This window comes from Thalassobacillus cyri (genome assembly GCF_900107755.1).
Lineage (GTDB): Bacteria > Bacillota > Bacilli > Bacillales > Halobacillaceae > Thalassobacillus > Thalassobacillus cyri.
The window spans coordinates 132,938-148,076 of the sequence record NZ_FNQR01000004.1 but is presented as its reverse complement, the minus strand read 5'-3'; the positions used below and the strand labels follow the sequence as shown (position 1 = coordinate 148,076).

Sequence of the window (15,139 nt, the reverse complement as noted above, 5' to 3'; positions counted from 1 at the left end):
GTCATACGTCTAGCAATTCCAGTATAAAGAAATTTTGACAATAAGAGTATAATTATGACAAATTTTAATGAAAACGGTTCCAATTGACCATGCCAAAAGATATAATCTTACATTGGAGTTTTCACCTATACATGCCTGGAGTTTGTTGCAACATCGCTCATTTTCCCATTAAAAAAGTCCGTCTCTAAGGACGGGCTTCTTTGTTATTTTATTGTTCCACCAGATGACATGCCACCCAATGTTTAGGCCTGACTTGTACAAATTCAGGCAGCACATTCTGGCATTTCTCTTCTGCTAGCGGGCACCGTTGATGGAAGGGACATCCGCTTGGCGGATCAGTTGGACTCGGCACATCCCCCTTCAGTATGATTCGTTCTTTTTTTACAAGGGGATCAGATGTTGGCACGGCTGACAATAAGGCTTTTGTATAGGGGTGGAGCGGTTCCTCATACAAGGCCTCGGTATCAGCCAGTTCCATTATTTTCCCGAGATACATGACGCCGACGCGGTCGCTGATATGTTTGACTACGTTCAAATCATGGGAGATGAACAGATAAGTCAAGTCAAACTCCTCCTGTAAATCGACTAGCAGCTTTAAAATCTGAGCCTGGATGGAAACATCCAAAGCTGAAACTGGTTCATCCGCGACAACGAGTTTTGGCTTCAATACCAGCGCCCTGGCAATGCTGATTCGCTGCCGTTGTCCACCACTGAATTGGTGGGGATAGCGTTTCGAATGCTCTAAAGGTAATCCTACTTTCTCCAAAATCTCATCCACTCGCTGATCAGCCTCCATCTTACTAATGGAAAAGTGGGTGTATAAAGGCTCGGACACTAACTCTCTCACCGTCATGCGAGGGTTTAGAGAACTATAAGGATCCTGGAAAACCAGCTGCATATCCCGCCGCATTTTTCTTAGATCCTGTTTGGAATAATCCAAAATATTTTTATCGTTGAATAACACCTTCCCGCCTGTCGGTTCCAAAATACGCAAAATACTCCTGCCTAATGTGGATTTCCCACAGCCACTTTCGCCGACTAAGGACAGTGTTTCTTTAGCCTTTACTTCAAAACTTACATCGTTGACTGCTTTTACATAGCCTTTCGTTCGCTTGAATATGCCAGCTTTGACGGGGAAAAATTTTTCTAATGCTTCTACTTTGAGTAATGTCTCAGACATGGTTTGCCATCTCCTTCTGGTAAAGCCAACATTTACAGCGATGGTTATCCGCAACTTCCAGGTCATCAGGTGACACTTTTTCACATATATCCATCGCTTCGGGACAGCGTGTCACAAATCTGCATCCTTTCGGCATCTGTTCCACAGATGGCACTTTTCCAGGGATAGAATATAAGGCATCTGAACGGTCCCCTACCATAGATTTCAACAAACCTTTTGTATAAGGGTGCTTGGGTCGGTGAAACAGGCTGACGACATCAGTCTCCTCTACGATTTCACCGGCATACATGACAGCCACTCGCTGGCAGGTCTCCGCTATCACCCCTAAGTCATGTGTAATCATGAGGATGGACGTTTCGAAGTCATCCCGCAACTCTTTCATCAAGTCCAATATTTGGGCTTGAATGGTTACATCAAGCGCCGTTGTCGGCTCATCAGCAATCAATAGTTTTGGATTGCATAACATGGCAATGGCAATCATGATGCGCTGCCGCATTCCTCCGGACAACTGGTGAGGATACTCTTTCATGATCTGCTCTGGACGTGGAATCCCTACCTTCTCTATGATCTTCACGCACGCCCGTTTCATTTCTTTTTTTGATAGCTTGGTGTGAAACTTCAGTGACTCCATCAATTGGTCTTCGATGGTAAAAAGGGGATCGAGCGCCGACATCGGTTCCTGGAAGATCATCGAAATTTTATTGCCACGAATTTTGCGTAATTCCCTCGAAGATAATTTCAATAAGTCCTTATCCTCTTCAAAAAAGATCTCTCCTTTGGAAACTTGTAAGGGGGGACTCGCGAGCAACCCCATAATAGCTAACGAAGTCAGACTTTTCCCGCTGCCGGATTCACCGACAATGCCATAAATCTCCCTTTTTCCTATTTCTAAGTTGATATTTTTAACGACATTCAGTACTTCTTCATCCATTTTCACATCGATTTGCAAGTCCTTGATTTGTAATATTGGTGCCATCCTGACTGCCTCCTCTCTATTTCAATTTTGGATCCAATAAGTCTCGTAAACTATCCCCAAGCAGATTGAAACAGAAAATAGTGACAATGATGAACAATGCCGGGAATATCGCAATCCACGGAGCAATCTCCATATACTGGCGGCTCTCATTCAACATTGCACCCCAAGATGGATTTGGAGGCTGGATGCCAAGACCCAGGAAACTTAAGGCGGCTTCTGTCAAAATCGCTCCGGATAATGCTAATGTACTTTGAACGATAAATGGAGCCAGCACGTTCGGTGACACGTGACGGAATATGACCTTGTGCGTTTTGACCCCGATTGCTTTTGCGCTGGTGATGAACTCCATTTCCTTGACCGCAATGACAGCGGCACGAACCGTACGCGTAAAGACAGGTGTAAAAACGATTCCGATGGCAATCATGGTATTTTCCAAATTAGGTCCAAGTACTGCCACAATGGTCAGTGCAAGAAGAATATCCGGGAAAGCGAACAATATATCCATGATTCGCATAATCAGGTTGTCAATCCAGTTCTGAAAGAAGCCGGCAATCAGTCCGAACACAAAGCCTAACGAAGCACCAATGCCAACAGAAATCAGCCCTACGTACAACGAGACCCTCGCCCCTTCTACAACCCGGCTGAAAATATCCCTGCCGAATTCATCCGTACCGAACCAATAAGTTGCGCTCGGTCCTTCCAACATATGCTCTTTATACATTTCCGTCGAATCATGCGGGGAAAGCCACGGACCGAAAAGACCAAGCACAAGGACAAGCCCTACGCCGATGACACCAACAATTCCAACCTTATCTTTCTTTAATCTAGCTATGATTTCTTTCATAGTTACCACTCCGAAATCAATTATTTATATGTAATTCTCGGGTCCAAATACGAATAGAGAACATCAACGAATAGGTTGATAAGCACAAAAACGGTCGCTATGAACAAGACAGCTCCCTGAACAACGGGATAGTCACGCTGGTTGATAGCTGTCAAAACCATCTGACCTAATCCTGGCAAAGAAAATATTTGTTCAATGATGACCGTACCACCAAGCAACGTACCGATTTGCATTCCAATAATCGTCAAAATTGGGATCATCGCGTTTTTCAATGCATGATTGAAAATGACAATCCGCTCACTGGCACCTTTGGCACGAATCGTCCGGATAAAATCCTGGCGCAGCACTTCTAAAATCGACGACCGGGTCATCCGCATTACCGCTCCAGCCATCGCAGTCCCTAACACAAATGCCGGCAAAACCATCATCTGCAGGTTCTTCATAGGTTCTTCGAATAACGAGACATAGCCAGCTGGCGGATAATAGGAGAACGCCAGTGATAATACCAGTAATAGCAACGTAGCCAAAGCAAAGTTTGGCACCGAAACACCAAGCAGGGAAATGATCCGGACCCCGAAGTCTGTGCTGGTATTCCTTTTTAAGGCGGCCACAATTCCGAGTGGAATAGCGATGATCCAGGAGATGAATGCAGATAACAACGTCAACTCTAAAGTCAATCCGAAGCGGCTGATGATATCACCCAAAATCGGTTTCCCTGTTCGTAGTGACACACCAAAATCCCCTGTAAGCACGCCTCCCATCCACTGCAGGTACTGCTGATAGATTGGAAGATTGAGACCGAATTGTTTTTCTAATTGACTCCTGGCTTCATCGGTTGCTTCCGTTCCAAGTATTGTACTGACTACGTCACCGGGAATCATTTTCATAATCAAAAAGATGAATACAGAGATACCGAATAACACCGGTATCAACATGAGTAATCGTCGTAAGATATAAGCAAACATGAGGGCTTCACACCTTTATCAAAGTGATGAAAAAAGGGCAGAAATCGCTCTCTGCCCTGTGATTTTTATTCCATGATGACGACATCGTTGAAGTTCTCAGGCTCATTAGCCGTTGGTGAATAATTATCCACACTATCACGTACAATGAAAAACTTCTCCGGGGAGACTAAGAACAAGTTTGGCGTCTGCTCAATGACCCGCTTTTGCGCTTCATTATAAATCTCTACGCGCTTCTCTGGATCGATCGTTGTACGCCCTTCTTCGGCTAGCTGATCAATTTTTTCATCCGAGAAGCCCCAGACGTTGGCTGATCCATCGGTAGAGAAGAAAAAGCCGATTGAGCGATCCGGGTCAGATCCTGAACTGTTACGTCCGACCAGCATATCGTGATCTCCGTTCGTCCACGTATCAATGTATTGACCCCATTCCAGCTGCTTGATTTCTGCCTTGATGCCGATTGCTTCTAATTGCTGTTGTAACAGCTGAGCAGTGTCGACCATATCAGTATAAGTAGAAGCGGTGGAAATGACGGTTTCAAAACCATCTTCATAGCCTGCCTCTGCTAACAATTCCTTCGCTTTTTCGATGTTCTGCTGGTAAAGCTCTTCCTGACTGACGTCGATGGCCCATTGCCCCATGGACTCTGGGATAGGACCCGATAAAACGGCATCCCCCTTCCAGACGACATCCGCAACTTCCTTACGATCGACGGCCAGGCTGATTGCCTGTCGTACTTTCACATCATTGAACGGTTCTTTATTCACATTGAATCCGACATAGCTATATTCCGTAGATTGGTAGCTTTTGATTTCCACCCCGTCACTTTTTTCCGCAAGTGGAATCGACTGGGAGGATAATGTAGTCACATGTACCTCTCCCGTACGGATAGCAGCAAGACGTGCAGATTCATCCTTCATCGTCAAATACGTAATGCCATCCAATTTCGGCTGGCCATCTTTATAATAATCTTCGTTTTTTGATAATTTGACATGGTTGTCAGGAAGCCATTCATCTAATTTAAATGGACCTGTTCCGACAGCTGCCTGATTCAAGTCACCATTTTCTTCTACTACTTCTTTCGCCACAATCGCTGCATTCGTACTAGCAACATAAGAAAGGAAAGGAGCGTATGGCTCAGAAAGTGTGAACTTGATTTCTGTAGGACTGACCACTTCAATGGATTCAACTTTGTCAAAATAGGATTTAGCAATAGAAGCTGTCTCTTCATCCATGATTCGCTCAAAGCTGTATTTCACATCTTCAGCTGTCATTTCGCGGCCATTATGAAACTTGACGCCTTCCCGCAGGGTGAACACGTAGGTAGTTTCATCTGGCTGCTCCCACTTCTCTGCCAGTTCCGGCTGTACTTTCATGTCTTCATCAAACGTTAATAGGCTGTCATAAATTTTTTCATAAATACGAATCGAGGAATGCGCAGGAACTTTATGCGGATCAAGCCCGGCAGGCTCCTGATCATTCCCTATTTTCAAAACCTGTTCAGTGGCAGCCTCGCCACTGCCACCATCTGCATCCGCTTCATTACTGGAACCTTCATTAGAACAGGCGCTTAATAAAAGTGTCGCCATGACAATCCCCATCAATAAAGCCATCCAATTTTTCTTCATTTGTAAGCCTCCTTTTTATAAAACGCTTTCATAATTTCCTGATGCACATCCTTTCGTAACTCATTCACTGCTTTGGGCTTTTCCGTGTGCAAACGGTTCGTCAGCAGCACCGTAATCAACTGGTGATGATCGGAAACCCATAAGGATGTCCCGGTAAAACCTGTGTGTCCATAGCCTTTAGGAAACATCGGTGCAAACTGCCACCCCAACCCTCTAGCGCCTCCGTAATCCTGTTTGGCAGCCTGGATGATACTTCTATCTATCCACTGCTCGCCATCCCAGATTCCCTCATTCAAATAGAGTTGTCCTAGTTCAGCGACATCTTCTGCATTGGCAAACAATCCCGCATGACCTGCCACACCATCGAAATAGTAAAAACCATTCCCATCATTGACCTGTCCGTGAATGGGCTGGTCGACAGGCCGCCATTCATCAAAAGTCAGTCCTCGTTCCCGGCACATGCCCTGCTCGATTTGATTGCCGTACTCTGTCGCTGCTATTCTATCCTTCGGTGTATGTAAAGGGGTATAAAAAAGGGTGGGTAATCCTAACGGTTTGGAGATGTAATGCTCGACAGCCTCCTTCAAGGATAGAGAGGTTTTCGTTTCGATAATCTTACCAAGCAGCATGAAATTCAAATCACTGTAGACCGTGCTATTTTCCTTTGGGTACCTGGTCAGGATATCAGCTAGGATACTGAAAAAATCTTCTTCCCTACGCGTATAAAATGGGTACCAGGCCGGCAGTCCCGAGCTGTGGCTCAACAAGTTTTGAACAGAACACCAGACAGTCGTTCGCTCAGCGTTTTCGAGCCAGCCACTTCCGGCAGCAGCTCATCTACTTTGGCAGATAGCGTAAATGCTTGTTCATTCACCAATTTCAGGATAAGCGTGCTCGTGACGATTTTCGTCAGGGAAGCAATATCAAAAACAGTATCCTTCTCCATTGCAACTGGTACAGGTTCACGGACTGCCGAACCAAAAGCTTCATGGAAAACAACCTCACCCTGCTTCATGACCAGGCAAACCGATCCTGGCACTTCACCCTGGAGCAGCTTTCTTGCTAGACCTTCATTCATTTATGCACCCCCTTCAGCTTCATGGCAGCACCAGTTTTCCCATCACAACTGGTTTTTCAGCCCCGGTAGCACTCGGAAGATTATTCGCTGAACCGTGCAGAAACTCATTCCCCAGTATCGCAAACGTGATGGCTTCCTTCGCATCACTTGAGAAACCAACATCTTCCATGCGAAACACCTTCTGATGTAAAACCGCATCCAACCCTTCCAGAAGTGCGGGGTTATGGACACCTCCCCCAGCTACGATCACTTCCTCTGTTGTGTAAGTAGTATCGACAAACGTTTGAATATGGTAAGCGATGGCTTTGACAGTAAAAGCCGTAATCGTGGCAACTTTATCCTCAAAGGATAAATTCCGCTTACTGCCCGCTTCCCATAATCGTTTCGCTAACTCCCAGGTATACAGCTCTCGTCCAGTTGTTTTCGGGAGTCCCTGCTTCATATAACTGTCTGCTTTAAATATCTCTTCCAGCCAATCTTCATCGACCTTACCAGCTTGCGCCATTTTCCCGGCATGATCATATTTCTGTTCACCATTCGTACCGATCCGTACGAAAGCGTCAATTAACACATTTCCCGGACCAGTATCCATCGCGATTACTTTCTGACTGGCATTACCTGGAGCGAGGACGGTCAAGTTGCTGATACCCCCAATGTTCACGAGTATTCTCCCTGTGTGTTCATCCCGGAATAAAAGGTCGTCCACAAATGGAACCAGCGGTGCTCCCTGGCCACCAGCCGCCATATCAGAAGGACGATAATCACCTATTGTAATACAGCCGGTCTTCTCTGCAATAACTGCCAGCTCTCCAATTTGCAACGTCGCGGATTGTTCTGGCATATGAAAGATGGTTTGTCCATGTGAGCTAACAAAATCAACCTCTTGCATGGTGAGGCCGGCGTTTTTCGTCACCACTTTTGCTGCCTCTGCAAACTTTTCACCAAGCGTTACATTGGCCTTACAGATTTTGTCCACGGTCGATGTGGAGGGGTGACACAGAGCCAGAAATTCTTCTGTTTCTTTTACAGAAAAAGCGACACTTTCAAAGGCCCGCAAATGAACGGAAGTCTTTTTTCCATGGTTATGTATCTCGACTAATGCAGCATCAATCCCGTCCAATGACGTCCCCGACATCAAGCCTACAGCCAGTTTTGACGATTTGTTCATTAAATCGATTACCTGTTTGATCTAACGTCACCTCCCACTTTAAATATCGAATTTTTCAGAATTTTACTTAGGTTGATTATACAAAATAAAGTTACATTAATCAATATAATTTATGTAGTATTATTACAATGGTATTTAATCCATCCACTAATTATCGTGCCAGGAGATATAAAAAACCATCATCTCCTAATATGAGATAATGGTTTTTGAGTTAAAAAGGGTTATTTACTAAAATAGGGCCATTTATTGTTCTGAGCATAATAGGATTAGTACCCCGTGAATATTCAATCAAAGAAAAGGCTCCTTCTTCTGTTTCAACTTGTGGATCGATTCTTGCAGGCGCTTTTCCTAATTCAGAAATAATCGTTTGCGCATTGTTTAGTGTCAAATTTTCATTTCCTCGAATTACAATGTCCAAATCACTTTCTTCATTTACAGTTGGTTGTCCGCTTGCCAGTTCGAACCCAACACTTCCTGCTGGTCCCCATTCTAATTGATAATCTTTTAAAACCTTCACTACCACATCGAGAGAACGAAAAGCTTTCAGGTCAATTCTTTTATCTTCTTTCCACTCTTTTTTTGATATCAATTGTTCAGGACGGATATGTTTCTCAATTGCATCTATAGAAACATGTGCTGCAAAACGTTGAATTCTGTCAGCCCCCCTTACCCCGATAGGCACTTTCCCATTTTCTATGGGGGCACGACGTACCACCACATAAGGAGATCTTTTTAAAGACTCATGAACCCAACCCGGTATAGTGGATGGGGTTATCATCCGATTTTGAGCATCTGTTAACTGTATCAGATCATGAGGCTGAATCACCATAACTCTCTTAATTTCTCCCTTACTTTTATTGAAGCGGTGCGCCCTTGTTCAACAGCCTGCATAGAGGTAAGACGGCTGCTTAAATCACGGCTGGAGATTTTTATATCAAGAATAGCTTCATTTAATTGTTCCCTAACAAGCTCAACATCTTTTCGTGTTGGATCGTCAAAGTTCACTCCATCAATCAGGTCATGCAACGCTCCCAGACTTGCAAAAGACTTGATGTCATAAGCCATGGCAGGTACTTTTTTAGTAGCTTCTTCCAGTTCATCGACTGTACGTCGGGTTATTCTTGCAGCTGATGATTTTGACATAACATGGACATTAACTTTTTCATCGTCAAAAGCCAACACCCGATTAGACTGCATTCCATGAGATAAAAACGCTCCGGATATCGCATTTCCTACAATCAAACTAACAACAGGGTGCCCTGCCATACGGGCTGTTGCATAAGCATCCACCGCTGCGGCACATGCCTGATGCAGGCCAAGCAGTTCTTCTCTGTACCCATAAGCCTGGCTTGGTACATCAACGATGGCAACTATAGCTCGTTTTTCTCCATCCTTATCTTCTTCTATTGCCTGATGGACATAACTTGCAATTGCCCATCCTTGCTCTAAACCAACCTCACCGTTTCGCGCTCGGGGATACTTACTATGCGTGTCAGGTACCACTGAAATAAAACGAGTGTTTGAATCTCCTATTTGTTTATCACCACATAATACAGAAGGAATTTCACTTTTGGGCGACACTATACCAGTCAAAGCTTTAAACCATGTATATCCCCTACCTTCAGCATCCACTGCCTGATCACGGTGTCTATCATAATTGAAAGTTTCTCCTTCGATAATACTGTTCCACCTTTTTCTAACCTCATAAGGTTGGAGATCATCAGTAGGTTCCACCGAGTTTATCAAATGACAGAACTGTTCTACTTGAGTACTCCTCGGATTTTCATGAAGATCAGCTTCAAAAGCATTATGGATAGCTTCTTTTATAGCAGGTGAATCGTCCGCCACTAAACGCTCTGCCAGTCCTGCAGCAACTCGTTGTTCTCCGCCGATAGCATTCCATATTCTCTGTCTATCCTGGGAATCCAGTTCCTCTATACCTGCTTCCTGTTCGATTACTTCCGGCCCATTCAACCCAATTCGTCCTTCTCTTGTCATGAGTAAAGTAGTGCATAACCCAGCTGTAATTGACATACCACCAAAAGCACCTATCTTACCTGGAACTAACCCTATCACAGGAACATATTTCCTTAATGCAACAATGGCAGAACCTATTTCCGCGATGGAAAGCAAGCCATAATTGGCTTCCTGAAGCCGGACACCCCCTGTATCAAATAGAAGGACTGGATATACTCGTTCATTATCCCTATTATCTTGTAAGACCAGCTCTAACGCACCGGCAATTTTTGCCCCCGAAACTTCTCCAATTCCACCGCCTTGGAAGCTTGCTTCAATCGATATGACCACTGCTGACTCGCCATTAATCCGTCCTTTCGCTATCACGACGCCATCATCACTTTGTGGTACAATCCCTTGCTTTTCTAAATGCGGAGATTCCAGTTCTGCAAATGGGTCAAGTAATTCGCGGAACGTTCCTTCATCTAATATCGATTCGGCTCTGCTTCGAGCATCCAGTTCGACTAAGCTATGCTTTAACATGTTTATTGTCATTTTGACTCACCTCCAATGCCTGAGCTAATCTCAGAGAGACAACTCCAGGGGTGGCTCCGAAATCATTGATTTTTATTGTTGCGGCCATATCGTTAAGGGTAAAGAAGCGTTCAAGCACTTCGCCCCAGGTTTTTTCGAAACCCTGACTTCCCGTCCGGACGGCCACTCGGACAAAGGGAACACTGGATGGCTCAAGTAATATTTCCAAGTCCCCAGATCCGACAACACCAACATGTGCATAGCTATTCAATGTTCTTGTAGCAGGAAATTCAAACGTTAAAGTTTCCAATATAAGCACCTCCGCTTTTAAATTCAAACCAGAATGACGTTTGTTTTTTCCGATTCAGTAGGATTACTTGTCTCTTTTTCTAACCTGTCAAGAAATAATGCTGCTGCTAATAAGTCTGCACTACCGCCTGGAGAGGCATTATATTTTAACAAGGTTTGTTCTAGCTGACTTAGTGCTTCCCAGCCCTCTGCAGTAGCTACCCCGCCCAATTGAATGATATTTTTCGATTTCATTTTGGCAGCACTTAAGGCGGCGATACCGCCTCGGTGCAAGATACACGTGTCATCCACATGAGATATCAATTGAATCAAAGCTTCCAACCTTGCCATCGATTCAGACATACCTTTTTGCCTGGCTTCTTGCAATACAGGTAAAGCTACTCTTATAACATGGGGAAATCCCTGTTGGGCTTCTTCTCTAGCTCCTTTTACACCAAAACGCTGCTGCACATTCGATCCGTTTGTAGATATTTCTGGAGCTTTGCGATCCGTAAAGCAGGCAATTTCCCCTGCTGTACCTGTAATTTTTTCTAGTCTGGTACCTGGCAAGTGGACAGCTGCGCTTGCTACCAGCAACCCTAATGCCCAAATTGCCCCTTTGTGTGTGTTAGTTCCTACCGCCTCGAACATCTTCTTTTCTCCGACTCGTCCAATAAGAGCGATTTTTTCTCGTAATTCTTGATTAGGCTCTTGTAAAAAGGCAGCAGATCCGATATCTGCAAAAGTACTTTTCAAAGAATCCGCCGATCTTACCATAAGACCAAAATTCAAATCCTGATGTGCTCCTGAGTCATCCCTGTCTACTAAACCAGGTTTTGGGGTCAACTCTGCCTCTTCTACCAGTGCGTTAACAGCTAATTCTGAAAGCTGAGTTCCACATGCTTCCGCGTTATCCCAATACATATTCTTCCTCCTTTACCAGCTCCTGAATTTAGCGGGTGGATTGTACAAACCACCAGACCATTCCACAAGTTCTTCTACACTTTTTGCTGCTAACAAGGATCGCTTAGCATCCGTACGGCGAATCCCTAAATCCTCTGGAAAAGCAATAATCCCTTTTTGTCGCAACTGATCTGTTCGTTTAGGGTCATGTTGTAATCCGACTGGCGTCACTCCGGCAACAGCAGCAACAGCTTCCCTACGCTCCTCCATATTTGTAGTTTTGTACAAATATGCTATACCTTCCTCGGTGACTACATGGGTTACATCATCCCCATATATCATGACCGGAGTAGTGGCTAATTCCGCGTTTCGACCAACATCAATCGCATCAAGCGATTCCACAATAACAGGAGTATTGCCCGTCTGGAAGGTCTCTATCACTTGTACTACCAGCTTTCTCCCACGTGCAAGGGGCTCATCAGAAGTCATCATGTTCAGCCATGCCGGGGTTGAATGCCTTCTTCCTCGTGGGTCATGTCCCATATTTGGAGCTCCACCAAAACCTGCCAACCTACCAGATGTGACGGTAGAAGAGTTTCCGTATTGATCCATTTGAAGTGTTGACCCTAAAAAGAGATCGACAGCATACTGACCAGCCAATTGTGATAAGGTACGATTTGATCGCATGCTTCCGTCTTTTCCAGTGAAGAATACATCCGGCCGTGCTCTTACATAATCCTCCATACCAACTTCTCCGCCAAAACAATGGATACTTTCCACCCAACCGCTTTCGATGGCCGGAATCAATGTAGGATGAGGGTTAGACGCCCAATGTTTACATATCTTCCCCCTAAGCCCGAGCTGTTCACCGTAAGTAGGTAATAATAATTCAATAGCTGCAGTGTTATAACCAATTCCATGGTTAAGCGACTGAACCTCGTGACGTTCATAAATTCCCTTTATTACCATCATCCCAAGTAATATTTGCAAGTCTGTTATATGGCGAGGGTCTCTGGTAAATAAGGGCTCTAATTCGTACGGCTTATCCGCAACACAAACAAAATCTATCCAGGATCCAGGGATGTCCACCCGTGGCAACTCATCGACAAGCTCATTGACCTGTGCAATGACAATGCCGTCACGGAAAGCAGTTGCTTCTACAAGCGTAGGGGTTTCCTCTGTATTCGGACCAGTGTACAAGTTTCCTTCATTATCTGCTTTATCTGCCGCAACTAATGCAACAGATGGGATTAAATCAACAAATAAGCGACTGTACAATTCTAAATAAGTATGAATTTCACCCATTTTCACCTTGCCATCTTCAAGCATTTGAGCAATTCTTAAACTTTGCGGACCCGCGTAAGCAAAATCTACCTTTTTTGCAATTCCTTTTTCAAAGATATCGAGGTGTTCCGGCCGTGAAATACTAGACATAATCATATGTAAGTCATAGATTTGTTCAGGACTCACTTGATTTAAAGCTGCTGACAAAAAGGAGGCTTGCTTCTGATTATTTCCTTCCAATGAAACCCGATCACCTGGCACTATTAACGATTCCAACGCTTCGACGATTCTACCTGTCGGTATGACTTTACCCGATGCAATATCTTTCATACCCGTTAATCTTTCAGCCTTCGCATCACGCCTTTTGGTCCATGACCTTCTAGCAGGAACCTCTTGTTTTACACCTACCACATTAATCATTCCTTTCCTATTTTAATAACCATGGCTCACTGTGTTTGTTGCATTCGGTTTATTAAAACCTGGGCTGTCTTCAATCCACTGTCTGAAACAGATATAGATCGTGCCGATGGAAAGGCACGACAACTAAGGTCAGTTAAAACTCTCCCTGGAGGAAGCTCAATAAATAACCGTGCACCTAACTCGTAAAACAATGAAGTAGCTTGATGCCATTTAACAGAACGAGAAACACTGAAGGCAAGATCATCCTTGATTGCTTCAGGATCGCGCAATGCTCTGGCTGTCCTATTTCCTCCATAAGGAATAGTTGGCCTATGGAATGATATTTGATTTAAAGTAGAAGCCAAATTCTCTGAGACTGGCTCCAACAATGGACAGTGAGAAGGAACGCTTACATTTAGCATTTCAGTTTTCCGTGCGCCTCCCTCCTTAGCTGAAGCCAGTACCCTTTTTATCGCGGTTACCGACCCGGAAATAGTGACTTGATCAGGAGAATTAAGGTTAGCAAAATAAACATCTTCTTCACCGGTCGTATGATTCTCCAATATTTCTTCTAACTGTTTTAGGGGGAGTCCTGCAACAACCCCCATCCCGTACCCCTTCGGATAAGCTTGTTCCATCCATTCTCCTCTTTGTTTCACAACTGAAACAGCGTCCTTAAAGTCCATTACCCCTGCAATGACAGCAGCTCCAAAAGCACCGACAGAATGCCCTGCAACCATATCCGGCTTCACCTCTAATGTTTCAAGAACCCTTGCTGTGGAAACACCCGCTATCAACAAACATAGTTGTACTGCTACAGTAGATTGAAGACGTGATTCACTGTCCAGTAAGATAGCGCTTTCATTTATAGTCTCACTTGCTTCATCCAGTGTTTTTTGTACGACCGGATGATCAGGTAAATGGTGCAGCATATTAACCTGCTGGGACCCCTGCCCAGGAAACAGGTAAGCCACGCTCATTCCATCTCCTCCTCTCTTTTAAAAAATATTGTCGTTTGTCGACCGTAAATAAAGAAACAAGAAGAGAACTCTCTCTTCTTATAAAATCAACTATAAATAGATATTTTTATTCTGTTTTATTATTCTTGAAAAGTCGTTTTTGAATATTTGAAATGACATCATGATTGTGTTGACTTAATACATCTGCGGCTTTCATTATTTCTTTCTCTTTTAATAGCTGCACGATAACGACATGTTCTTTTACGGATTTTGGAATATTCCCCTCTTTGGCAAAAGAAAGGCTTTGGATTCTTAAAAGCGGAAGTTTTAAACGAGCATACATTTTCTTAATAACATCACTTTGACTCATATCGATGATACACATATGAAACGCATGATTCATTTCCGTGTATCGTCCAACTTCCTTTTGATCTTGCATCTTACTTAGAATGGCTTCCATGTCTTGCAAGATTTCTTCATCGATGCCAATTTCGTCAATACGCTTCATAGCTAAGGATTCAAGCATAATTCGAATTTCCAGCAAATCATAAATCTCCGATTCTGTATACCCTTTTACAATCGCTCCTTTTCGGGGAACACGTTCTACCAGTCCTTCTACGGTTAAAGTGAAGATAGCTTCCCTTACCGGTGCACGGCTAGTGCCATACTCTTCTGCATAATTATTTTCTATCAATTTTTCACCAGGTTGAAGTTTCCCTGTAATAATCTGATTAGTAATATGTTCAGCAATATGGTTCGATAAAGCGTTGTTGCTTAAATCAATTGAACCCATGATTGTCCCCCCTAAACTATTTGGTCGACTGTCGATTTAAATTATAACACGCTAATAACCCAACATTCAATAAATTTAGAAAATTTAAAAAAGTTATTGATTTATATTTCTAACACCTTTATAGTGAAAAATATAGTCGACAGTTGATTGACGCCTGTTGAAATGAAAACGCTTACTAAAGGGAGGT

General features: G+C 43.8%; 15 protein-coding genes. All 15 read right to left on the bottom strand.

Translation table 11 applies throughout. The features are described from left to right. Positions 1-208: 208 nt before the first annotated feature. The 15 genes from BLV00_RS06540 to BLV00_RS06470 all read right to left on the bottom strand — a co-directional run bounded on the left by BLV00_RS06540 (position 209) and on the right by BLV00_RS06470 (position 14,952). Entirely contained in the window at positions 209-1,180 is a 972-nt protein-coding gene (locus tag BLV00_RS06540) for an ABC transporter ATP-binding protein (protein ID WP_093043662.1), read from the bottom strand. After that, a complete protein-coding gene (locus BLV00_RS06535; RefSeq protein WP_093043660.1) occupies positions 1,173-2,156 on the bottom strand; it encodes an ABC transporter ATP-binding protein in 984 nt (327 codons plus the stop codon). Before BLV00_RS06535 ends, BLV00_RS06540 begins: the two co-directional genes overlap by 8 nt. A 16-nt stretch (positions 2,157-2,172) precedes the next feature. Continuing rightward, positions 2,173-3,000, bottom strand: coding sequence for an ABC transporter permease (locus BLV00_RS06530; protein WP_093043658.1), 828 nt, complete (start codon positions 2,998-3,000; stop codon positions 2,173-2,175). A 20-nt stretch (positions 3,001-3,020) separates the two neighbouring features. Further along, positions 3,021-3,965: an ABC transporter permease gene (locus BLV00_RS06525; RefSeq protein ID WP_093043656.1), complete on the bottom strand. Its 945-nt coding sequence runs from the start codon at positions 3,963-3,965 to the stop codon at positions 3,021-3,023. A 65-nt stretch (positions 3,966-4,030) separates the two neighbouring features. After that, on the bottom strand, positions 4,031-5,590 hold the full coding sequence (locus tag BLV00_RS06520; protein ID WP_093043654.1) for an ABC transporter substrate-binding protein: 1,560 nt from the start codon (positions 5,588-5,590) through the stop codon (positions 4,031-4,033). Further along, complete coding sequence (locus BLV00_RS06515; RefSeq protein WP_176791368.1) at positions 5,587-6,354, bottom strand: serine hydrolase; 768 nt, start codon at positions 6,352-6,354, stop codon at positions 5,587-5,589. Before BLV00_RS06515 ends, BLV00_RS06520 begins: the two co-directional genes overlap by 4 nt. Continuing rightward, on the bottom strand, positions 6,351-6,668 hold the full coding sequence (locus BLV00_RS22500) for a serine hydrolase domain-containing protein (protein ID WP_093043650.1): 318 nt from the start codon (positions 6,666-6,668) through the stop codon (positions 6,351-6,353). The genes BLV00_RS06515 and BLV00_RS22500 overlap by 4 nt, the downstream gene beginning before the upstream one ends. A 19-nt stretch (positions 6,669-6,687) precedes the next feature. Further along, positions 6,688-7,836, bottom strand: a complete 1,149-nt coding sequence (locus tag BLV00_RS06505) for an anhydro-N-acetylmuramic acid kinase (protein WP_093043648.1) — start codon at positions 7,834-7,836, stop codon at positions 6,688-6,690. A gap of 211 nt (positions 7,837-8,047) precedes the next feature. Next, positions 8,048-8,665 carry a malonate decarboxylase holo-ACP synthase gene (locus BLV00_RS06500; protein ID WP_093043646.1) on the bottom strand — a complete coding sequence of 206 codons (618 nt, stop codon included), beginning with the start codon at positions 8,663-8,665 and terminating at the stop codon, positions 8,048-8,050. Beyond that, a complete protein-coding gene (mdcD, locus tag BLV00_RS06495; protein ID WP_093043644.1) occupies positions 8,659-10,347 on the bottom strand; it encodes a biotin-independent malonate decarboxylase subunit beta in 1,689 nt (562 codons plus the stop codon). Before mdcD ends, BLV00_RS06500 begins: the two co-directional genes overlap by 7 nt. Continuing rightward, the gene (locus BLV00_RS06490; RefSeq protein WP_093043642.1) at positions 10,322-10,636 is read right to left on the bottom strand and encodes a malonate decarboxylase subunit delta; all 315 of its coding nucleotides are present in this window, start codon (positions 10,634-10,636) and stop codon (positions 10,322-10,324) included. The genes mdcD and BLV00_RS06490 overlap by 26 nt, the downstream gene beginning before the upstream one ends. Before the next feature lie 23 nt (positions 10,637-10,659). Then, positions 10,660-11,538 carry a triphosphoribosyl-dephospho-CoA synthase gene (locus BLV00_RS06485; protein ID WP_093043640.1) on the bottom strand — a complete coding sequence of 293 codons (879 nt, stop codon included), beginning with the start codon at positions 11,536-11,538 and terminating at the stop codon, positions 10,660-10,662. Between the two features lie 12 nt (positions 11,539-11,550). Beyond that, a complete protein-coding gene (gene mdcA / locus BLV00_RS06480; RefSeq protein WP_176791366.1) occupies positions 11,551-13,221 on the bottom strand; it encodes a malonate decarboxylase subunit alpha in 1,671 nt (556 codons plus the stop codon). A 26-nt stretch (positions 13,222-13,247) separates the two neighbouring features. After that, complete coding sequence (gene mdcH / locus BLV00_RS06475; RefSeq protein WP_093043636.1) at positions 13,248-14,180, bottom strand: malonate decarboxylase subunit epsilon; 933 nt, start codon at positions 14,178-14,180, stop codon at positions 13,248-13,250. Positions 14,181-14,286: 106 nt separating this feature from the next. Beyond that, positions 14,287-14,952, bottom strand: a complete 666-nt coding sequence (locus BLV00_RS06470) for a GntR family transcriptional regulator (RefSeq protein ID WP_093043634.1) — start codon at positions 14,950-14,952, stop codon at positions 14,287-14,289. Positions 14,953-15,139: the final 187 nt, after the last annotated feature.

What these genes read in the sequence shown, in the direction of transcription:
- mdcD (WP_093043644.1), bottom strand. Translation starts at nt 10,347, where the DNA reads ATGACAATAAACATGTTAAAGCATAGCTTAGTCGAACTGGATGCTCGA.
- BLV00_RS06530 (WP_093043658.1), bottom strand. Translation starts at nt 3,000, where the DNA reads ATGAAAGAAATCATAGCTAGATTAAAGAAAGATAAGGTTGGAATTGTT.
- BLV00_RS06525 (WP_093043656.1), bottom strand. Translation starts at nt 3,965, where the DNA reads ATGTTTGCTTATATCTTACGACGATTACTCATGTTGATACCGGTGTTA.
- BLV00_RS22500 (WP_093043650.1), bottom strand. Translation starts at nt 6,668, where the DNA reads ATGAATGAAGGTCTAGCAAGAAAGCTGCTCCAGGGTGAAGTGCCAGGA.
- BLV00_RS06500 (WP_093043646.1), bottom strand. Translation starts at nt 8,665, where the DNA reads ATGGTGATTCAGCCTCATGATCTGATACAGTTAACAGATGCTCAAAAT.
- BLV00_RS06540 (WP_093043662.1), bottom strand. Translation starts at nt 1,180, where the DNA reads ATGTCTGAGACATTACTCAAAGTAGAAGCATTAGAAAAATTTTTCCCC.
- BLV00_RS06535 (WP_093043660.1), bottom strand. Translation starts at nt 2,156, where the DNA reads ATGGCACCAATATTACAAATCAAGGACTTGCAAATCGATGTGAAAATG.
- BLV00_RS06485 (WP_093043640.1), bottom strand. Translation starts at nt 11,538, where the DNA reads ATGTATTGGGATAACGCGGAAGCATGTGGAACTCAGCTTTCAGAATTA.
- BLV00_RS06505 (WP_093043648.1), bottom strand. Translation starts at nt 7,836, where the DNA reads ATGAACAAATCGTCAAAACTGGCTGTAGGCTTGATGTCGGGGACGTCA.
- mdcA (WP_176791366.1), bottom strand. Translation starts at nt 13,221, where the DNA reads ATGATTAATGTGGTAGGTGTAAAACAAGAGGTTCCTGCTAGAAGGTCA.
- BLV00_RS06470 (WP_093043634.1), bottom strand. Translation starts at nt 14,952, where the DNA reads ATGGGTTCAATTGATTTAAGCAACAACGCTTTATCGAACCATATTGCT.
- BLV00_RS06520 (WP_093043654.1), bottom strand. Translation starts at nt 5,590, where the DNA reads ATGAAGAAAAATTGGATGGCTTTATTGATGGGGATTGTCATGGCGACA.
- mdcH (WP_093043636.1), bottom strand. Translation starts at nt 14,180, where the DNA reads ATGAGCGTGGCTTACCTGTTTCCTGGGCAGGGGTCCCAGCAGGTTAAT.